General features: G+C 38.0%; 20 protein-coding genes. 9 read left to right on the top strand and 11 right to left on the bottom strand.

The features are described from left to right. Window positions 1-308 precede the first annotated feature (308 nt). The 5 genes from ACT3CD_RS13510 to ACT3CD_RS13530 all read right to left on the bottom strand — a co-directional run bounded on the left by ACT3CD_RS13510 (window position 309) and on the right by ACT3CD_RS13530 (window position 5,193). On the bottom strand, window positions 309-1,052 hold the full coding sequence (locus tag ACT3CD_RS13510) for a hypothetical protein (RefSeq protein ID WP_444646170.1): 744 nt from the start codon (window positions 1,050-1,052) through the stop codon (window positions 309-311). A gap of 505 nt (window positions 1,053-1,557) precedes the next feature. Next, window positions 1,558-2,814, bottom strand: a complete 1,257-nt coding sequence (locus ACT3CD_RS13515) for an MGH1-like glycoside hydrolase domain-containing protein (RefSeq protein WP_444646171.1) — start codon at window positions 2,812-2,814, stop codon at window positions 1,558-1,560. A gap of 150 nt (window positions 2,815-2,964) precedes the next feature. Further along, the gene (locus ACT3CD_RS13520) at window positions 2,965-3,327 is read right to left on the bottom strand and encodes a CoA-binding protein (RefSeq protein WP_444646172.1); all 363 of its coding nucleotides are present in this window, start codon (window positions 3,325-3,327) and stop codon (window positions 2,965-2,967) included. A gap of 180 nt (window positions 3,328-3,507) precedes the next feature. Further along, window positions 3,508-4,728 (bottom strand): MFS transporter, encoded by a 1,221-nt coding sequence (locus tag ACT3CD_RS13525; RefSeq protein WP_444646173.1) that lies wholly within the window; start codon window positions 4,726-4,728, stop codon window positions 3,508-3,510. Window positions 4,729-4,734: 6 nt separating this feature from the next. Then, entirely contained in the window at window positions 4,735-5,193 is a 459-nt protein-coding gene (locus ACT3CD_RS13530; protein ID WP_444646174.1) for a NifB/NifX family molybdenum-iron cluster-binding protein, read from the bottom strand. An 868-nt stretch (window positions 5,194-6,061) separates the two neighbouring features. On the opposite strand from ACT3CD_RS13530, the gene ACT3CD_RS13535 reads away from it, so the two are divergent. After that, window positions 6,062-6,736 (top strand): Crp/Fnr family transcriptional regulator, encoded by a 675-nt coding sequence (locus ACT3CD_RS13535; protein WP_444646175.1) that lies wholly within the window; start codon window positions 6,062-6,064, stop codon window positions 6,734-6,736. On the opposite strand, the gene ACT3CD_RS13540 is transcribed toward ACT3CD_RS13535, so the two are convergent. The 5 genes from ACT3CD_RS13540 to feoB all read right to left on the bottom strand — a co-directional run bounded on the left by ACT3CD_RS13540 (window position 6,725) and on the right by feoB (window position 12,471). Beyond that, window positions 6,725-6,919, bottom strand: coding sequence for a hypothetical protein (locus tag ACT3CD_RS13540; RefSeq protein ID WP_444646176.1), 195 nt, complete (start codon window positions 6,917-6,919; stop codon window positions 6,725-6,727). The two genes, ACT3CD_RS13535 and ACT3CD_RS13540, sit on opposite strands and share 12 nt — an antisense overlap. 91 nt (window positions 6,920-7,010) lie before the next feature. Next, the gene (locus ACT3CD_RS13545) at window positions 7,011-8,108 is read right to left on the bottom strand and encodes a 50S ribosomal protein L11 methyltransferase (protein WP_444646177.1); all 1,098 of its coding nucleotides are present in this window, start codon (window positions 8,106-8,108) and stop codon (window positions 7,011-7,013) included. Between the two features lie 126 nt (window positions 8,109-8,234). After that, entirely contained in the window at window positions 8,235-8,753 is a 519-nt protein-coding gene (locus ACT3CD_RS13550) for a GNAT family N-acetyltransferase (RefSeq protein WP_444646178.1), read from the bottom strand. Between the two features lie 829 nt (window positions 8,754-9,582). Then, window positions 9,583-9,816 (bottom strand): FeoB-associated Cys-rich membrane protein, encoded by a 234-nt coding sequence (locus tag ACT3CD_RS13555; RefSeq protein ID WP_444646179.1) that lies wholly within the window; start codon window positions 9,814-9,816, stop codon window positions 9,583-9,585. Window positions 9,817-9,960: 144 nt separating this feature from the next. After that, window positions 9,961-12,471, bottom strand: a complete 2,511-nt coding sequence (gene feoB / locus ACT3CD_RS13560; RefSeq protein ID WP_444646180.1) for a ferrous iron transport protein B — start codon at window positions 12,469-12,471, stop codon at window positions 9,961-9,963. Window positions 12,472-12,728: 257 nt separating this feature from the next. On the opposite strand from feoB, the gene ACT3CD_RS13565 reads away from it, so the two are divergent. Further along, entirely contained in the window at window positions 12,729-13,040 is a 312-nt protein-coding gene (locus tag ACT3CD_RS13565; protein WP_444646181.1) for a thiamine-binding protein, read from the top strand. 329 nt (window positions 13,041-13,369) lie between these two features. Here the strand turns inward: ACT3CD_RS13565 and ACT3CD_RS13570 are convergent, their stop codons facing one another. Beyond that, on the bottom strand, window positions 13,370-13,732 hold the full coding sequence (locus ACT3CD_RS13570) for a DUF3276 family protein (RefSeq protein ID WP_444646182.1): 363 nt from the start codon (window positions 13,730-13,732) through the stop codon (window positions 13,370-13,372). Window positions 13,733-13,975: 243 nt separating this feature from the next. On the opposite strand from ACT3CD_RS13570, the gene ACT3CD_RS13575 reads away from it, so the two are divergent. From ACT3CD_RS13575 to ACT3CD_RS13605, 7 genes are all read left to right on the top strand, one after another. Further along, window positions 13,976-14,908 (top strand): transcription antitermination protein NusB, encoded by a 933-nt coding sequence (locus tag ACT3CD_RS13575; RefSeq protein ID WP_444646183.1) that lies wholly within the window; start codon window positions 13,976-13,978, stop codon window positions 14,906-14,908. Next, on the top strand, window positions 14,877-15,323 hold the full coding sequence (locus tag ACT3CD_RS13580; RefSeq protein WP_444646184.1) for a DUF1573 domain-containing protein: 447 nt from the start codon (window positions 14,877-14,879) through the stop codon (window positions 15,321-15,323). The genes ACT3CD_RS13575 and ACT3CD_RS13580 overlap by 32 nt, the downstream gene beginning before the upstream one ends. 82 nt (window positions 15,324-15,405) lie before the next feature. Continuing rightward, the gene (gene yajC / locus ACT3CD_RS13585) at window positions 15,406-15,723 is read left to right on the top strand and encodes a preprotein translocase subunit YajC (protein ID WP_444646185.1); all 318 of its coding nucleotides are present in this window, start codon (window positions 15,406-15,408) and stop codon (window positions 15,721-15,723) included. A 502-nt stretch (window positions 15,724-16,225) separates the two neighbouring features. Continuing rightward, a complete protein-coding gene (locus ACT3CD_RS13590; protein ID WP_444646186.1) occupies window positions 16,226-17,257 on the top strand; it encodes a CdaR family protein in 1,032 nt (343 codons plus the stop codon). A 109-nt stretch (window positions 17,258-17,366) separates the two neighbouring features. Beyond that, window positions 17,367-17,948 carry a dephospho-CoA kinase gene (gene coaE, locus ACT3CD_RS13595; protein ID WP_444646187.1) on the top strand — a complete coding sequence of 194 codons (582 nt, stop codon included), beginning with the start codon at window positions 17,367-17,369 and terminating at the stop codon, window positions 17,946-17,948. Between the two features lie 19 nt (window positions 17,949-17,967). Then, a complete protein-coding gene (locus ACT3CD_RS13600) occupies window positions 17,968-18,687 on the top strand; it encodes a TerB family tellurite resistance protein (RefSeq protein ID WP_444646188.1) in 720 nt (239 codons plus the stop codon). Between the two features lie 61 nt (window positions 18,688-18,748). Continuing rightward, window positions 18,749-19,180, top strand: coding sequence for a DUF5606 family protein (locus ACT3CD_RS13605; protein ID WP_444646189.1), 432 nt, complete (start codon window positions 18,749-18,751; stop codon window positions 19,178-19,180). The last annotated feature ends 150 nt before the right edge of the window (window positions 19,181-19,330 follow it).

Genomic DNA, 19,330 nt, shown 5'->3' on the forward strand with positions numbered 1-19,330 from the left:
CTTGTTCTAATTTTTCGGTTGTCAGTTCCAATTTTTCGGTTACTTGTTCCAACTTATCGGTTGCCTGTTCCAATTTTACCGGAGTCATGTCCAACTTTTCGGGTAATTGTTTTAACTATTTCCGGGTGGCAGATAGGGAAACGCCATTTTTTTGTCATTATTTTTTCGAACTGTTTATTTATACCCGTTTACTTGTCTTATGGCAGCTCCGTTAGTTTCAAAAATGAAGCTTGCGAAACTGCCATAAGAGATTAAAGATCGGCACTATTTCTTTTTTTTTTGATAATGCCGTTTTCAACGGCTAAGGATCAGCTCTGGTCACGGAAATTCAATCTGCTGATGGCTTTGTACTGCGGCGCTGTTGAACCAAAAACGGACTTGACATACATTTTGACGTCAAGAGAAATGTCGACGAGGCCGGAATCGGGAGCATAAAGGGTTGTGTCTCTATTGATGCGTGCATTGCTTAAGGCAACCGTGGCATCGATTACCAGAGTGTTATTTGTATATAGATTGTTGTACAGGGCCGATAATGAATCGGTTGTCAATTCCGTTTCATTAGGGGCGTATTGCGGCGTTGTTTCGAGTAACTTGATTAGTTTGTCGAAGTTGTCCAGTCGGCTGTCGTAGCTCATTTGAGAGACCGAAATTTCGTTTACATCGAGTCCTTTTTCCTGTGCGGCCATTTTTTCTTCTTCGGTCATTTTAGGGGTAGACCGGCGGCCTTGTAATTTGCGCACTAAAGTCATTGCGCTATCGATGACTTGTTGAGATGCCCCCGATGCTTTTAAAGCGCTGTTAACCCTAGTGATGAGTTTTTTCATTGGCTTAAACGCGGCATATCTGGTACTTACGGCGTGTTTGTAGGTAGACTCGGCTGCGTTAACGTTGTTAATTGCTTCGTTTGCAGCAGCAAGCAGTTCGTTTAGAGAAGGCAGTTGGATGTTTTCCTTTGAGGGATTGTACTCTGTACCGAGACCGGTAACGTAGGTTGTTAATTTCTGGAAGTTGGCCACATTTTTTGAATGGCCTGTTTCGCTAGTACTTGCCATAATGTTGGTATTAAGGTTTAATAAATAGTGCTTGTAAAAAAAAAAATCAACTTCTGGCGTTATGCTTGTCGGCAAAAAGATTATTTATTGGATTAAACTCACATTTTGGGGACTTCGCAAGCCTTGAATTTGAATATTTTTTCAAGCACATGAGTTTTCGTGCTGAAACTTATTGTTGATTAAGCGACAAACAAGTTATATTATTATTTTTAAAAATCAAATTATTGTGGGAGAAAATGTTGTGTGACACGCTGATACGGATGATTTGAATGCCTGTAAAATGGGGCATATTTAGTACTTCTGGCAATGATTTTTCCCCCGGATAAATCCGGGGGTTATGGATAGTATCGTTTTTGGGGTTATTTTTTTCCCAGGTCAATGTATCCGGAAGGGGTAAAGTGGGGCTCAATATTCCCTGTTATATGTATCCTTTCTGCGATATGCTATTTGTTGCAATGGGGAATGGAATATTGATTATTTGTTGTACGATTTTTTTTCAGGTTCATTAAAATTCTTCGATAGTTTTATTTCCAGAAAGGGATTCAATCATGTTTAAGACCAGGTAATTCCAGTTTTGAAATCCTTTATTCATAATAGGTTCACCCGTATCGGGGTTATAATACTCGTGCAACGCGCCATTTTTTTTATAATCATTGCCAAAAAGCATGATTGTTTTGTAAGCTAATTCATCGGCTTCTTTCTGATAGCCGTATTTAAGCAGACCTCTATACGTCATATAGTTAGATACGCCCCATATTGGACCCCACCAGTTAGATGGATTATTACTAGCTTTTAAACTGTACATTTTCTCCAATTTTGACAAAGTCCGGACACCATATTTGGCATTAAAAGTTCTGGTATCATTATAATTTTCGTTTACCATTCTTTTAGCCTGATCATCAGTGGCTATCCCTGCCCACATAGCCATAAACCCCGACCATACCCCAATACGTTGTATCAAACCACTATAGGTTCGAGGCATTCCTTCATGTAAAATCATCGAATGGCCAAAAATGATTGATGGTTCGTTTGTAATAGGTCGCAGATTAAGGTCTACAGAATAATAAAAGCCATCTTTTTCGTCCCAACAATTTTTTTGAATAGCTTCTTTCAGCATTTGTGCTTCCTTTTGATACTGGTCGCTCATAGAATCAAGATTTAAGCAGACCGATAAATAGGCCATTGCTTTTAATTCTTTATACATTAAGCAGTTTAGAAAGATGGAAGCCGAACTACGGTCGGGGCGAAAAAAAGTAGATGGATCATTGTCGACCCCAATGGCTAAATCATTTTGCCAAAAGAAAAGGCCTGTATCTGAGTTTCGGTGATGTGATTGATAATTTAGAATAAAAGCCTGCATGCGATTAAATTTGTCGCGCAGCCATTCAGCATTGTCGTTATTCAGTTTAGTAAGAAAGGCGGCATGTTGCGCAATGACCGGTTTATGCATGTTTGTGGTATATATGTCTTCGGGTTTTAATTTTTTCGGGTCCGAATTCATATCTATAACCATTGGCATATATCCGTCAGAAGAGTCGGTGTAAGCCAGGTAATTAAGAACACAACCTTGCTCATAAGCAACAGCTTCACTTTTATCAGCAGTGGTACCAGTGTCTTGCAAAATTTGTCTTAGAGCAATATTGCTTAACCAAGAATCCCAGTCCCAAAGTACCTTGGCATAAGTATGGCTTCCGGGTGTTATGTATGGATAAAGGAAGGCATTTTCAGGCTCTTTAAACATCTGTTTGTAATCATCAAACATGTATTTTTTGATGATTTTGATATTTTCAGTAATGCTATCAGGTAGCTGGGCAAATGTTGATTTGCCTAATAATATGATAGCAAATATAATAAGTCACTTTTTAATTTGCATAGATTTCATGGTCTGTGATTATTAATATTAACTCACCAATTAATAACTATTTGTTGATAACAATACCAGGGTGCAAGCTTCCTCGGCAATGATTCCCTGTTCCTCTAGTTGTTTAGCAAATTCTTTATTTTCAGTTCCCGGATTAAAAATAACCCGACGAGGTTTTAGCGACAAAATATAATCGTAATAACCTGTTTGGTTTTTTGCCGAAACATACATTGTTACGGTATCAACATCAGTATAGGCGGGATGATTTTTTGTTATCTCATTTCCGAATAAAACGCCTGCTCTGTTTCCAATCAAATAGATTTCATGCTTATGTGCTAATAGTTTTTCAGCAGCTTTGTATGAATAGCGTTCAGGATTTATGCTCGCCCCAATTATTAATGTTTTGTTACGCATTGTGTTAATTTATTAGTTGTGATTTATTATTAATAGTTTGTCTATAAAGTCCAACTTCAGCGTTATGCTTGCGCTCAAAATGGTCATTTACACCAGTAAATTTACATTTTTTAAACTTCGAAAGCCTAAAAAACAGAGCTTTCTTATGTGCCGCTGTCATTTTTGGGCAAACACTATATCTTATTTTTCACACTTAAGTCTATAAATAAAAAAGAATGAAGTGCTTATGATTAAAATGAACAGGCTGAAAAAAAAATGATACCCCATTTTACTGATGATACTTCCGGATACTAAAGGGAATAGGGTTGGCAGAATGTTTCCGGCGCCAATAAGCCCTGTATATAACGATCTGTTTTCGTTGCCCGAAATTTCAAGCAGAACCCCATTTAATGTTATCATATATAAAGAAACGGCAATACCACCTAAAATGAATACCCATTTTAATAAAGCAGCGTCGGGTATGAACAGGATTATTATTGCAAGCACGATTGAATTGGCGGCATTGATGTATAACAGGGCGTTGTATTTTATATGTTTGTTATAAATGAGTACAATAAGACTCATTGAAACAACGCCAATCACTTTAAAGAGCAGAAAGAGTCCGGTGTCAGAAGCCTGAGTATTAAAAGATTCTTTGGCATACAGCATTACAAAAGGAATAAATGAAATAACAATTCCTTGCGTATTAATGAATCCTAAAAAATAGATTAATTTTTTGTTGTGCTTTAACTCGTGCCGCATACTATGAACAAAACTTTTCAGCCCTGAAATTTTTGTTCCCGACGGTTCTGTTTCTTTAATATTCCAAAAGCCGAGTGAAGCAATTAATAGAGAAGTTCCACCTACCAAAAACATGATGGCATAATTTCCGGGAAACGGATTATTTGACAATATTTTTTTTGCTAAAAAAGCCGTGGATAATATAACAATACCTCCGATAATTTGACGGGCCGAAAAGAATGATTTGCGTTTTATTTTGGTGATTGATTTTCCCAGTACATCAATGTAACTAATGTTGGTAAAGGCGCCGCTAAATGAGAAAACAGAAATTAAAAGGAACAAGAACCAAAGTACTGAACTACTATTTTTTGCGACAAATAAGTACAATATAAATGCTAAAGAGAATAAAGAAACGATTCGTAAATTTATGCCAAACAGTAAATATTTTTTTTTGAATGGAATATTGCTTAAAACCGGTGCGAAAAATAACTGCGTAAAGCTGGAGCCACCCATCATTATAGCGGTCATAATACCAACATGCAATGAATTACCACCTGATTCAATGACCATGGCCGGAATAACCGTATCAACATCCATAAAATTTTGCGCAAAAGCCAAAAAAATGGCATGCCACAAAAAAGCGCTATAGTTATGTTTAGAGGTTGCAGTACTTAAAGCCATGTGCTATTATTTGGTTTGCTTAACATCTGTTTTTAATATGCCGTTTTTAATTTTAAACAATTTGTATTCTGTTTCTTTTTTTTGAAGTTCTTCTTCGATCCATCCAATATGATGGCAAAGTATGGCAAGAGCTTCTTCTCGTTTCTCTTTGTCGATAATTACGGGAATAAAAAATTTATTAACCATTTTAATATTACGTCCAAATTGCTTTGACACTAATACTTGAATATTGCTTTTTTGCAGTAATTCGATAATTGCATTACCTTTCTTTTTTGAGCCATGCTTCTGTTCTTCATCAAAAGATTTAAATGTATTAATAATTTCATTTTGAACTGTCATCTCATTGCCATTCCATTCAAAAATTAAATATTTATCGGCATCGCCAAAATGAGTTGTTTCGAACAAATTTGAATGACTGACAGCAAATGCAAATCGTATATTGGGATTCAATTTTTGGGTATTCATGTGTTTATAATTTTAGTTGTTTTTGCCACACGGAACTCGCCGGGATACTTGAGAGTTCTCTCTTATGGCTCGTTTTATGTGTTTATAGTGCAATTTGTTTTACGTCTTGAATATTTTTGAGCACAAACTTATATTGAACCAGGTTTTGAAACAAGGAAAAGGGTGTGACATAAAACCGGGAAGTAATTGTAATTTGATAATGAAATTTTTATTAAGTAATAATTTGAGATTGGATAGAAAGTCCAACTTCTGCGTTACGCTTGTCCGAAAAATGGTCATTTACTCTAGTAAACTCACATTTTTCGGACTTCGCAAGCCTTGAATTTGAATTTTTTATAATCACCCCCCGCCGGGTTTACTTGCTGATGCAAAACAGGTTGGGACAATCACTGTTTTTAATTGCTATTTTATAAATAGTCTCTTATGAAATAATAATATTGCAAAGGATTGTTTGAAATAATGATTAAGAATCACTATTGTCCGGTAAAAAATATATTTTCCATTTAAGTGCTCAAGCCGCACGGGCTTTTACTTTTTTTCTACAGCAAAAAAAAGTAAACAAAAAATGCCGCCGCTGCAAGTAATTTCCTAAAAATCAATTTCATTGTCTAAAATCCGGGAACTCGCTTCGCTCAGACAGCCCGGATTTCTTTACGCCAATAAAATTGATTTTCTTAACGGAAATTCCTTGAGGCGGAAAGCAACCCCAATATCTCCTAAAATATCTGGCTCGCACATTGGAGCTGGGTTCTAATCATTTCTCTAAATTTTTACCGGACACCAATGATTAAGAATATACTTTTCATTGGATCACCCATATTTAGTCGGTATTTTTGAGTTGTTGTTTTAAAGATTTATTTCAGAAAAGATGGAATATAATAGTATTGAACATATTTCGGGTTGTTTTAATAATTTGCCTCAGGAAGAAATTGATTTTTTAGGCGGGAAGAAAACACAAGTATCCTATTTAAAGGGAGAAACGATTTTTAAACAGGGCGCTTTTGCACCTCATGTTTTATTTGTGAATAAGGGATTAGCCATGGTTTATTTGCAAGTCGGTACATCTAAGCAAATCAATATTTATATAGCCAGGCAGGGTGATTATATCGCATTTTCATCGGTATTCAACGTCAAAACCTACCAGTATTCAGCGGTTTCGCTTAGTGATTCTGTTTTTTGCATGATTGAAAAAGATGCTTTGACAGAAGTCATCATGAGAAATGCTGATTTTGCGATGCAGATTGCCGCAAAAAATAATTTAAATGAAAGCCGGTATCTCGATATAATTAAAAATTTATCCTACAAGCAAATGCGGGGTAAATTGGCTTCTGCCATATTATACCTGTGTTCAGAAGAATTTCAAAACGATGGGATATTTCAATTTTTAACCCGTCAGGATATTGCTGATTTTGCGTCGATCACTGTTGAGAGTGCGGTAAAATTTTTGAAAGAGTTTGAAAAAGATCAATTAATTCGCTTAAAAGGGAAAGAAATAATCGTTAAAAACTGGCAAGGGTTAAAGGAGTTAGATTTACGAGGATGAAAATAGAAAAGCTTTTAAGCATCCTTTTCCTATAAAAAAGAAATCCCGGCAAACGTTGCCGCTTTTAACCAGAATCTCATCTTTTTTTGCTTTTACCGGTCTAAAATATTTTATAACATCAAAAATTTCCTTTTCGTTGGTTGTAAATTTTTCTGCAAAAAATTGTTCTAAACTTTCTCTCATAATTGTGAGTTAAACTGCTCATCTTTTTGTTGCAATACCGGTTTCTGATATAGAGTTTCGCGTTTAAAGGCGGGCCTTAGCCTTCTTTTTTTTAGTCGTCATGTGGAGGTATAACTTGTTTAGCGCGTTTTAACACCCATAATTCGACGACTTCATTGGAGCGCCAATGTTGGTCTCTTTTTGTTTTTTCGGATGCTGTTTTTACCGATTTTTTAAAACATCTGTCTAATTCAAAGCGACCTCCATTCAGGAGTTCATATTCTATGGGATGCTGTTTCGCCACATTGGTAATTAGTCCCAAATTGGAGAACAGCAAGACAATTCGGCCTTCCGGCAGCAGGCGTTTTTCTGCTTCTTCAAAGAACTCAGGAAAGAGTTTGCCATTATAATATATTGCCTCATCCAGTCGATCTAAATTACGTGAGGTGGGTAACCAGGGCGGATTAAAAACGATCAGTTCTGTTTGTTTTATCCATTTGCCGAATAAATAACCACAGTCAAGTTCTATTTTCCGAGCCAGCTTTGTTCCTTCCATCGATTCTTTTAAGCCAATAATTGCATTGGGATTGATATCTGTTGCAAAGGATTTTTGAAAACCATGTTTCACCAAAAGCAGAGACAAAACACCACTTCCAATTCCCACATCAATCGCTGACTTCCTGGGCCCCTGATAGTGTTTTAACCAATTATCAAAGAGTTGCAAATGTTCATAGCGGGTTGGAAAATAAACCCCATAATAGGGATGAATCTTGTTTCTTATTACTGGAATTATAACACCATTGGTATACCATTGCCAGGCACTGTTTAGACCTTGAATTTGAGGAAAGGGAAGTATAAAATCGGATATTTCAGGATATAATTTTTCTAACCATCCAATCCAGGGGGCTTTTTTTACTACTAAGTTATGGTCCTTAATTTGTAATAATATGAGGTTAGATAATTTTTTATAGGCCGCACGAAACTCTCGTTGTTCCTGAAAGGATTGATTTGGATACTTTTTACTGAGGTACAACCGCAATTCATATAAAAGCGTCAATCCATTGTTGTAAAAACCTTCTATCAGAATGTACTTACCTGCAAGTAACGCATTAATTGTTTCTTTAATATCAGAGTTGTGAGTAAACGATACTGTTTCGATTTCCCCTTGTATCAGCTCGGGTCTGTTTGCTTTTAAGTCGTTACTGATCATTTTTTACCATTTTTTCATTATCGTAAGGTAACGACATTTTTGACTTAGAAAGCGGAAATCGAATTAAAATTTATTGCGTTAAAAGTGTCTTATATTGGCTGAATTTAATGACTTACTTTCTTACGGTTATTCATCGTTGTGTTTAATCTCATATTCGCAGAAACTCTCTCCATTTTCTGTCTTTCCCTGTTGAATAAGTTTCATTCCGCATTTTTCTGAAAGCTTTATGGATGCCATATTTTGTTTGAACATTCTGGCTGTTAATCTATCTGAATTTAGTTTGTCAAATCCATAATCAATCAATGATTTACATATTTCGGTTCCATAGCCTTTTCGCCATATTTTATTATCAAGTATGTAGCCTATCTCTAAATGATTTAAATCGTGAAATGAATTGAATAATCCAGCCTCGCCAATAATGCTAGGTTTATTTTTAATCTGAACAGCATATATCCCAAATCCGTTTATGTAATCTTTATTTATCGTATCGTATTTCTTTTTGAGTTTTTCTTTTGTCCATTCAAAATCGGTATTTGGAATGAATTTCAAGTTTTGAGAATCTTGATAAATTTCAAGCAAATAGTCTAAATCATTAGGCTCTATTTCTCTAATCCAAAGTCTCTGTGTTTCTATGATTATATTCATTTTCACTATTGTCCGGTAAAAAATATATTTTCCATTTAAGTGCTCAAGCCGCACGGGCTTTTACTTTTTCTATTCATTAAAGTTTTTATTTCAACGGTATTCGTGATCCGCTTCGCTCCACTACAGCAAAAAAAAAGTAAACACAAATTTTGCGTTTAGTGAGTGCAGTGTGCAAATTTATTTGCAACAATGCCGAACGTAGCAAAATTCAATCACATTAAATTTTGCGTTTAGTGAGAGCAGTGTGCAAATTTATTTGCAACAATGCCGAACGTAGCAAAATTCAATAATATTAAAATGCCGCCGCTGCAAGTAATTTTCTAAAAATCAATTTCATTGTCTAAAATCCGGGAACTCGCTTCGCTCAGACAGCCCGGATTTCTTTACGCCAATAATATTGATTTCCTTAACGGGAATTTCTGGAGGCGGAAAGCAACCCCAATATCTCCTATAATCTCTGGCTCGCACATTGGAGCTGGGTTCTAATCATTTCTCTAAATTTTTGCTTTGAGGCTATTAGCCTAAGCTAAAATATTTGTTGTTTTTAGGTTTGTTTGGTTGCTAAATTGGGGTTGTCGGCCTCTTGTTTTTAAGAAAACCGACATTGTTTTTTTGACGCTTTAAGTGTTTTTTGACGTCTTCTGGAAGCCATTGTTTATAAGACTTTCAAGAGGGGGCAAAAAGTATCAATACTTTTTATTGAAAGTATCAATACTTTTCCCTGAAAGTATCAATACTTTTTGATAACACCTCAACATGAATGAATAAATCAGCGGAGATATTCGTCGTGCGGGTCTGATTATTTGTTCTCTGGTTTTGGTATTAGTCGTTATTTTGATGGTCGAAAATGAACCGTATTGAATTGGGTCGATTTTGCGTGTTGATTATTTGTTTTTTGTTTGTGCAGATCGGTAACCAGCAAGCTTTTGGCTTCGCAGCCCGAAGTGCCGCAACCCGAGCAGGGCGATTGCCCCGGTGCCGGTCTGAATGTTCTGTAAATTCCGTGAATGGCATAGCCTATGGCGTAGGCAACGGTTATATAAACTAAAATTTCCTGTAGCATAATAAATCCTTTCTTTTGATCAATATATTTCAGTTTTTACACTCACTTTGCGAAACAAGTTACCCTATTGTAACCAACATTTTGTGGGTAAAGTTCCGCTCTGTAGCAGGTCTGTTACCTGTCACAGGTGGGTTTCTCTATCAGTTAAACAAATAAGTGACCCGTTTGGTACACTATAAAAGCCATTATCCATGCCAGCGATGTGGTATAAAAAATGGTAAACAGGGCCCATTTCCATGACCCGGCTTCTTTTTTGATGGCTGCTATTACCGCCACACAAGGGAAATAAATGAGAATAAATACCAGAAATGAGAGTGCTACGAGGGGTGTAAACACCGGTGTGCCATCGGCATACTTGTCATCGCGCAGGCTTTGTATCAGTTCAGTGGTTCCCGAAGTCCCGGACGTTTCATCGGCATGTGGCGATTGGTACAGCACGCCGATGGTGCTCACCACTATTTCTTTTGCCGCCACGCCGCTAATGAGACTGATCCCCATTTTCCAGTCGAATCCCAATGGGCGGATTAAAGGTTCTACTGCATGTCCCATACGTCCAATCAGACTCTCTTCCTGTTGAAGCCTGTGCTCTTTTTCTATTACTTTATTTAGCTCAATATTTTTTGTTTGGTTGAGGTTGTTAATCATGTTTGGAGAGTCGGCCATTTTTTGCAATGAGTCATACTTTAGGTTAATGGCTGCTGTTTCGTGTTGGTGTTGGTCAAAGCGACTGCTTTGCCTTGGATAGTAGCCTAAAAACCAAATGATGATAGAGGCTATCATGATTATGCCTCCCATTTTTTTCACATATTGTTCACCCTTATGCCACATGTGTCGTAGGGTGCTTTGCAGTGTGGGCAGCCGGTAGGGGGGGAGCTCCATTACAAACGGAACATCGCTGCGTTTAAATAGAAAACGTTTGAATAGACGGGCAACAAATACCGCCAGTAAAATACCCAGACCATACAATACAAAAAGTATCGTACCGGGATTTTCCGGAAAAAAGGCAGCGATAAACAGAATGTAAACAGGTAGTCGGGCACTGCACGACATAAATGGGTTGATGAGTATGGTGAGGATTCGGTTGTTGCGGTCTTCAATGGTCCGCGTAGCCATAATAGCCGGCACATTACAGCCAAACCCCATTACCAGGGGAATAAATGATTTGCCGTGCAATCCCACTTTGTGCATTACTTTATCCATAATAAAGGCGGCTCGTGCCATATAGCCTGTGTCTTCCATAAAAGAGATGAAGAAGAACAGGATAAGTATGTTGGGCAGAAATACGATAACGCCGCCAACGCCGCCAATGATACCATTTATAACCAGGTCTTTGAATGGGCCGTTGTTCATGACCTGTCCCAGCCAGCCCGAGAGCCAATCTACTCCGCTTTCAATCCACCCCATGGGATATTCGCCCAATGAAAAGGTGGCTTCAAACATCAGAAACATAAACAGAAAGAATACCGGAAAGCCAAATAGCCGGTGCGTTAAAAACGCATCAATGGTATCGGTACGTCGCCGCCGTTGTATTGGATTTTCCTTGTAGGTCTCCTTAAGTGCGCCTGCAATGAAACCGTAACGGGCATCGGTGACTATGGTTTCTATTTCTTCGTTTTGAATGGACTCGATCTTCTCTTTTTGTTTTATTACTTCGTCAATAACCTCCGGATAGCCGCTTCTTTTGATGTGTTTCGAATAGTTTTTGTCACCTTCCAACAGTTTGATGGCTAAAAAGCGTGGCGTGGTCATCAGGTTTAGTCCCGGTTCCGACTGTATTTTTTTCTGGATGGCATCGATGGACGACTCGAGAGTCGGGCCCAAATTGATTCGCACGGCGCGGGCTTCGGGAATGCGATCTTCGTAAACGTCAATTACTTTTTTAAAGAGTTTGTTAATGCCTTTTCCTTTTGACCCAACGGTTGGAATAATGGGCATACCAATCATCTTACCCAGAAACTTATAGTTGATGGTGTCGCCACGTCGTTCCAGATCATCGTACATATTAAGGGCTATTACCACCTTTACATCCATATGTATTAGCTGCGTGGTGAGATATAGGTTGCGTTCGAGGTTGGAACCGTCAACCACGTTAATGATGATATCAGGCATTTGCTTGCTGATAAAATCGCGTACATAAATTTCCTCAGGGCTGTATGCCGACAAAGAATAGGTGCCCGGCAGATCCGAGAGATTAAAGGTGTATCCCTGGTAGTTAAATGAACTCGTTTTAACGTCGACCGTCACGCCGCCATAGTTGCCCACATGTTCGTACGAGCCGCTTACCTGGTTAAAGATGGTGGTTTTGCCGCAGTTGGGGTTCCCCACCAGAGCGATATTGATAGTTTTTCGTTTTTCGTGTACGGCTTTTCTGATAAATTCTTCTTCATCGCTGACGCCATGAAATGTTATTTCGCGGTTTGGCTGAACCTCGTCCATTGGTATGACTTCAATGAGGCTGGCTTCGGCACGGCGTAGCGATATTTTGTAATTTAGAATCTGATATTCAATAGGATCCTTGAGTGGTGCATTTTTTATGACTTTAACCGGCTTGCCTCTTAAAAAACCCATCTCCAGAATTCGTTTTCTGAATTCTCCATATCCCCTTACTTTTGCAATTACAGCTTCCTGTCCGTTGGTAAGATCCGCTAATGTCATTTTTCTCGTTTTTCATTAAGTTGGCCAACAACAAAATGGTTGGCAGGTGCATTTTTATTGGCGGCTCGTGGTGCTATCCATGGTCGTTGTTTAGGTGTGTTTTATTCATCCATTTTTAAATGGCCAAAATTAACCGTCCTTCTCAAATTTTACAATCCCCAATTGTTGGGGTTTTTAAACCAATTCTTTTTTTCGGGGCGAAAGTTACGGAAAATAGAGTAGTTTTGGTCTCTATTTGTTTGTTCAAAAAAATCATAATGATGTCAGAATTTTTAAAAAGTAAAGTGAATGTAGCCGTTCAGGTGCTTCCAACTGCGCCAACAAAGGCTGCTTATGATGTAGTGGATGAGGCGATTGCAGTGATTGCTGATTCGGGAGTGAAATACCGTGTTACGCCTTTCGAAACGGTCATGGAGGGCAGCTATGACGAGTTAATGGCTATTGTGAAGCAGGTGCAAATAGCTTGTTTTAACGCCGGTGCCGAAAAGGTGATGTGTTATGTTAAGGTACAAAGCAATGCTGCTGACGATGTTACTATTGATGATAAGATGCAGAAATATGATATTTAGCATCAGTCAGAAAACATTAATTTTTCGTTACGCTCGCTTTTAAAAAGTTTGTTGACTTCGATAAGCTTCTGTTTTTCAGGCTATACAAATTTTTAATTTAAACTTAATAGCTGTAACTACAGACTTTATGGACAGTCACTATTTTAAGCGGCTAACCTATATTAAAATAAAAGAGACACCAAATTTGGTGTCTCTTTTATTTTGATTTAGTTGCTTGTAAAAAAAAAAGTTTAATGTTTACGTTATAACTGTCGTAGAAATGGTCATTTACTATAGTCAAATCACATTTTCTAACTTAACCGGCCAGCACACTGTAATTCATGGATGAATTATTTCTGTAAATCTTCAAATTCAATATTTGATAATTCTTTAGAAGCCTCGGAACTAAACGTATCGATTTTAATATCTTCAGTTGTTTCCAAATTTTGTTTTATGTATTCAATAGCTTCTTTTAAGCCTTCGCTGAATTTGTCGAAGTCTTCTTTATAAAGAAAAATTTTGTGTTTTTCGAAGTGAAAACGACCATCGTCTTCAAATTTCTTCTTGCTTTCGGTTAAGGTTAAATAATAATCATTTTTACGGGTAGCTTTAACATCAAAGAAATAAGTTCTTTTGCCGGCTCTTACAGCTTTTGAAAAGATCTCATCCTTATCATTTCTCTCAAAATCATCAATTTTGTCAAATCCTTCCATCTCAATTTTGTTTAATTAGTAAAGCTTTTTTGGGTTTTCATGTCAAAAGTGAACATTATTTTTGTAATTACCCAGTAATGGTTTACATTTTTTTCTCATAATTCCAAATCATTAACGTTGGTCGAGTTAAAATTTATTTTTTGGATATTTAACCTTTATCCGATTTTCGGATAGTGTATATGATTAAAAAAGCATTAATTTTGTGCTGTTATTATTTACTATACATAAAAAGTTCTTTGAGTAATGTTAAGTAGAAGATTACTAAGAGTAAAAGTGATGCAAATGGTTTATGCCTTCCATAAAAATGGGGGCCAATCGGTGCAGGAAGTAGAGAAAGAGTTGTATCACAGTATCTCCAAATCTTTCGAGTTGTATCATTGGTTGTTGTTGTTGCTGATCGATATTAAAGATTATGCGGCCAATCGCATTGAAAATGCGCGCAACAAGAAGATGCCTTCAGATGAAGATTTACATCCCAATACACGTTTTATTGACAATGTTGTAATTGCCCAATTGGCAGACAATAATGAGCTAAACAGCTATATTGAAGCCACTGGTTTATCCTGGGCCAATCAACCCGAATTTGTCAGAGAGCTTTTTGAGGTAGTGACCAAATCTGACCTTTATAAGGCTTATATGGAGGACGAGTCACAATCGTACGATTCACAGAAAAAATTTGTCGTTAAATTAGTTGAAAAAGTCATTGGACAATACGAGCCGCTTTATCAGCAATTTGAGGAGCAAAGTATTTATTGGAACGATGAATCGGAATTCGTGGTGAGTATGGTTATTAAAACGCTCAAGGAATTTGAAAAGCTGAATGGTTCTGACCAGCCTTTGCAAAAAGAGTTTAAAGATCAGGAAGATAAAACTTTTGTGTCGTTGCTTTTCCGTAAGTCTTTACTTAACGGTAAGAGTTATACCGAACTGATTAGCAAATTTTCAGAGCATTGGGATCTTGACCGCGTGGCTTTTATGGATATCGTTTTGATGCATATTGCTTTATCGGAGGTTCTGGAGTTTCCCTTGATTCCCGTGCGTGTCACTTTAAACGAGTACATTGAAATTGCAAAACATTATTCCACGCCCAAGAGTAGTGTGTTTATTAATGGGATGTTAGATAAGATTATTAACCATCTGACTGATGAGGGTAAGATTAAAAAAATTGAAGCCTAATTTCTCTTTTCGGATTGGTAGTCGTCTCGGTGTTATTTTTCTGTTTCTGTCTGTTTCAGCTTGTAATTTTTCAGGTTCCGTGAAACAGGAGCATAAGCCTTCGGGTAATACAGTAATGACATTCGATAAAACGGTGCACGATTTTGGCACTGTTAGCGACGATGAGGATTTGGGTTGTCGTTTTACGTTTGTGAATAGTGGAAGCGACATTTTGGTTATAAGCGATGTGGTAGCCGGTTGTGGTTGCACTGCCGTTGAATATAGTAAGAAACCATTGGAGCCGGGACAAAAAGGCTTTTTGGAAGTTGTTTTTGACCCCCGCGGACAGGCTGGATTCCAGCGCAAAAATGTGCGGGTCTTTGCCAATATCCCTGATGGTTCAATATTAATTGCGATTAAGGCGAATGTGAACTAAATTTGTTTTAATCGTCAATTGTAGTTACCATTGTAATAGAAATTTTTTGAGTTTTATATTGTTGTAATAAATTTTGAATAGTATGTATAGTACTTTTTTATCAATGGCACCCCAGGCTGCCGAAGGTGGCAATCCGCTGATGTCGTTACTCCCTTTTTTGTTAATCATTGTGGTGTTCTATTTCTTTATGATTCGTCCACAAATGAAACGCCAGAAAGAATTGCGTAAGTACCGCGAAGCCCTTAAAAAGGGAGATAAGATTATCACTACCGGAGGCATTTATGGTAAAGTAGCAGAGGTTAAAGACGACCATGTTGTTATGGAAATAGCTGATAATGTCAAAATTAAGATTGACAAAACCGCTGTTATTATGGATATGAGTGATGCTGTTCGCAAATAATATTTGTGGAGAAAGCAGACCGTTCAGATTTTAAAATATAAAGTCAATGCTTACATTTGTTGAAGCATTGGCTTTTGTTATTTTATATCTAACAGGTCAGGATTGATTGACGTGGTGTAGTAGCCCAAAAGGCTGTGTGGCATAAAAAATATTTAAATTCGCAGGTGTAAGGGTTTGACTATTCAATTAACACATTACTATGTTTTAGTTTTAAGCGGAAGTCAGACTTTGACTATTAGTCAATGATATTGCTATATGTGAATTTTGGGTTAATTACGAATAGGAGCCGTTGTACTTTGGTGCATTTATTTGTTGTATAACGTAGAATGCAAACACTATTTTTTTTAGTTTCGATGGTGGTCATCAGTCAAGTTTAAATACTATTGCATATCGATTTTAAATATTTGCGTAGATGAAACGAACCATGGGGATTAGTTCACACACATAAGTATGATTATCCTGACGAGTTCCATATGACCACTGAGAGACAAATTATAAACATATGAAACAATTTAAGATTCTTGTTGCAGAGGCCTGGAATAGAATTGCCGAGAAAGCCTGGTTTCAATCTGCTTTGACTTATTTCAGGAATAAAGATGTCCTTGTTTTTTTGTTTTTTCTTTTTATCTCTACCTCCTTTTGGTTTTTTAATGCCTTAAGGCACGACTATGTAACCGATTTTTCCTTCTCCGTTCGTTTAACAAATGTCCCCGACCACTTGGTTTTACTTGATTCAGATACAAAAGAAGTAACTATAAAGGTGCGATCGAGTGGGTACAGTCTTTTGCGGCAATATTTATCCAATTCATTTGTGCCGGTCAATTATGATGTTAGTCAGTTGCGGCGTTCTCCTGTTTCTGGGAAAGCTTACCTGTTGGCACGTGAGCAATTTAGAGGTATCAAAGAGCAATTACTGGTAGGGGTGGAGCTATTAAGTCTGACTCCTGACACGGTGTTCATTTCGCTTGATGAGAAAAAAGAGAAAAAGGTGCCTGTGGTTTTGGATGGTAATGTGGAATTTCAGAAGCAATATGCTTTGGCAGGCAGTATTATGTGTCAACCAGAATCCGTATCGGTTTCGGGGCCACAGAGTATTGTGGATACCATTGTTGGAGTGCAGACCGTTTTCCAGACATTTGGAGCGCTTTCGGATACCCTTGTGCGTGAAATAGATCTGTTGTCAGTGGATGGGGTTAGTTTTAGTGATTCAAAAGTGAAAGTAACCATTCCTGTGGAGCCGTTTTCCGAAAAGACATTTACCGTGCCGCTTGAAGTGGCTGGTCTGCCTGATTCTTTACGCTTAAAAACTTTTCCACCTGAAATAACGGTTACGCTTCGTGCCGGCTTAAGCCGATTCGAGTCCATCGAAGCCTCTGAGTTTAGAGCTGAGGTGGATGCTGCCCCTTTGGTTGCTGTGCCATCAGGCTCGCGTCCCCCGCGTTTACGGGTTAGGCTGACCAATAAGCCCAATGAGGTGCAATCCATTGATTTTTCACCTTTGTATGTTGAGTATATTTTGGAGCGCAGACGATGACTGTTTTTGAGGTTATATATGGATATCTTCTCAGCCATATTGATGACATCTGGTTGCTATATAACGATTCAATTGGACGGTCACTGGTAATTTTAAAAATGATGTAAATATGAAAATTGGAGTTACCGGGGGGATTGGAAGTGGAAAAAGTACGGTGTGTCGTTTTTTTGAAGTTTTAGGCGTACCGGTTTATGATTCTGATGCCAGAGCAAAGCAGTTGATTCATACCAATGCTGATTTGATTAGATTGTATAAAGCCATTTTTGGTGAAGATATATATGTGGATGGTCGGTTGAACCGATCGAAAGTGGCTGACAACCTGTTTCGCGATCCATCGCTTTTGAAACGGGTAGAAGCTTTAGTGCATCCTTTGGTGCGGGCCGATTTTGAGGCGTGGGCTAACAATCAGAAATGCGGGTTGGTTATAAACGAGGCGGCCGTGTTGTTTGAGGCGGGGAGTTATAAATTGATGGATAAGATTATTACGGTAGTGGCGCCTGTCGATTTGCGAATACAGCGCGTTATGCGACGTGATAACGTCTCCTCTGAGTCGATTCGTGCACGCATGAACAATCAGTGGCGCGATGAGCAGAAGATAGCTCTCAGCGATTATATTGTTTTTGCCGACGACCGCCAGTTGGTCATCCCGCAAATTCTTAAAATATGGGATGTATTAAAAGATTTTTTGTAGAATTTATCATTTTATTGTTATGAGTTTTTGGAAAGTTTTGTTTAGTGCAGGTATAGGATGGTGGATGGCCGGGCCGATAGGTGGCATCATGGGGCTAATTATCGGGAATCTGATAAATAGTGCCGGCGACGAGGTGCAAAGGCGTCCGGCATCTACCCAGCATGATGGTTTTGTGGCGGCATTGTTGGTTCTTATGGCCGCTGTGATGAAATCCGACGGTAAAATTCTTAAGTCGGAACTGGACTACGTAAAGGCGCATTTGAGAACCATGTTTGGCGAGGAACAGACCGCGCAGGCGCTAATAATACTTCGTGATATACTTAAAAAAGATATTCCGGTACAAGAGGTTGGTCATCAAATACGCGTTAACCTGGATTATCATGCACGCATTCAGTTATTGCATATCCTTTTTGGTTTGGGAAAAGCCGATGGTGTTTTACATGCGTCTGAATTGGAAGTGATTCATAACATTGCTCTTGCATTGGGGATTTCTGCTCCGGATTATACTTCGGTACTCAATATGTTTTACGATAATTTGGAGTCGGCTTACAAAATACTTGAGGTGGATGCCTCGGTAACCGATGAAGAAGTTAAAAAGGCGTACCGTAAGATGGCCATTCGCTTTCACCCCGACAAGGTGGCGCATTTGGGTGAGGAATTTCAGGCTTCGGCCAAGGATAAGTTTCAGAAAGTTAACGAGGCTTATGAGCGCATTCGAAAAGAACGTGGAATGATTTAACCAGCATTGCTTTTACTTTTGATCCAATATTGTATTTTTGCACGAATTTAATTTTTGAAATATGTTGAAAGATATTCTATCAATTGCAGGACAATCCGGTCTTTACAAGATGGTATCACAGGCTAAAAATGGTATTATTGTTGAATCGTTGACCGACGGAAAACGAATGCCGGCTTATGCAACGTCACGTATCAGCGCTTTGGAAGATATTTCTATCTATACCGAAGAAGGCGATATTCACCTGACTGAAGTGTTTATTTCTATTTTTGAGAAAAATGCATGGGTTAGTCCTAAAACCGACACTAATGCCTTAAAAGCGGCTTTTAAAGTTGTTGTGCCCGACTATGATGCCCAAAGAGTGTATACCTCTGATATCAAAAAGGTATTTGCATGGTATAAGTTGCTGACCGATAAAGAAGTGATTTCAGAAGCTTCTATTAAGGCCTACAAATCCGAGGAAAGTAAGAACGAAAAAGAAGAAAGTGCAGAGTAGTTTCTTATAGTCTGATAGACAAACAGGTCACTATTTTTAACAAAAAAGAATACGCATAAGTTTGGAAAGGGGAAAAAAAAGCTGTTGTTTTGCAGCCGCTTTCCGAACGAGGGGTAGCTTTACAAAAGGGTTTATGAGTAGTATTTTTAC

The sequence above is a fragment of the Geofilum sp. OHC36d9 genome (assembly GCF_052400685.1).
In the GTDB taxonomy this organism is placed as follows: Bacteria; Bacteroidota; Bacteroidia; order Bacteroidales; family Marinilabiliaceae; genus CAZHHH01.

Coding starts and splice junctions, on each gene's coding strand:
- ACT3CD_RS13510 (WP_444646170.1), bottom strand. CDS start 1,052: ATGGCAAGTACTAGCGAAACAGGCCATTCAAAAAATGTGGCCAACTTC.
- ACT3CD_RS13515 (WP_444646171.1), bottom strand. CDS start 2,814: ATGTTTGATGATTACAAACAGATGTTTAAAGAGCCTGAAAATGCCTTC.
- ACT3CD_RS13520 (WP_444646172.1), bottom strand. CDS start 3,327: ATGCGTAACAAAACATTAATAATTGGGGCGAGCATAAATCCTGAACGC.
- ACT3CD_RS13525 (WP_444646173.1), bottom strand. CDS start 4,728: ATGGCTTTAAGTACTGCAACCTCTAAACATAACTATAGCGCTTTTTTG.
- ACT3CD_RS13530 (WP_444646174.1), bottom strand. CDS start 5,193: ATGAATACCCAAAAATTGAATCCCAATATACGATTTGCATTTGCTGTC.
- ACT3CD_RS13535 (WP_444646175.1), top strand. CDS start 6,062: ATGGAATATAATAGTATTGAACATATTTCGGGTTGTTTTAATAATTTG.
- ACT3CD_RS13540 (WP_444646176.1), bottom strand. CDS start 6,919: ATGAGAGAAAGTTTAGAACAATTTTTTGCAGAAAAATTTACAACCAAC.
- ACT3CD_RS13545 (WP_444646177.1), bottom strand. CDS start 8,108: ATGATCAGTAACGACTTAAAAGCAAACAGACCCGAGCTGATACAAGGG.
- ACT3CD_RS13550 (WP_444646178.1), bottom strand. CDS start 8,753: ATGAATATAATCATAGAAACACAGAGACTTTGGATTAGAGAAATAGAG.
- ACT3CD_RS13555 (WP_444646179.1), bottom strand. CDS start 9,816: ATGCTACAGGAAATTTTAGTTTATATAACCGTTGCCTACGCCATAGGC.
- feoB (WP_444646180.1), bottom strand. CDS start 12,471: ATGACATTAGCGGATCTTACCAACGGACAGGAAGCTGTAATTGCAAAA.
- ACT3CD_RS13565 (WP_444646181.1), top strand. CDS start 12,729: ATGATGTCAGAATTTTTAAAAAGTAAAGTGAATGTAGCCGTTCAGGTG.
- ACT3CD_RS13570 (WP_444646182.1), bottom strand. CDS start 13,732: ATGGAAGGATTTGACAAAATTGATGATTTTGAGAGAAATGATAAGGAT.
- ACT3CD_RS13575 (WP_444646183.1), top strand. CDS start 13,976: ATGTTAAGTAGAAGATTACTAAGAGTAAAAGTGATGCAAATGGTTTAT.
- ACT3CD_RS13580 (WP_444646184.1), top strand. CDS start 14,877: ATGAGGGTAAGATTAAAAAAATTGAAGCCTAATTTCTCTTTTCGGATT.
- yajC (WP_444646185.1), top strand. CDS start 15,406: ATGTATAGTACTTTTTTATCAATGGCACCCCAGGCTGCCGAAGGTGGC.
- ACT3CD_RS13590 (WP_444646186.1), top strand. CDS start 16,226: ATGAAACAATTTAAGATTCTTGTTGCAGAGGCCTGGAATAGAATTGCC.
- coaE (WP_444646187.1), top strand. CDS start 17,367: ATGAAAATTGGAGTTACCGGGGGGATTGGAAGTGGAAAAAGTACGGTG.
- ACT3CD_RS13600 (WP_444646188.1), top strand. CDS start 17,968: ATGAGTTTTTGGAAAGTTTTGTTTAGTGCAGGTATAGGATGGTGGATG.
- ACT3CD_RS13605 (WP_444646189.1), top strand. CDS start 18,749: ATGTTGAAAGATATTCTATCAATTGCAGGACAATCCGGTCTTTACAAG.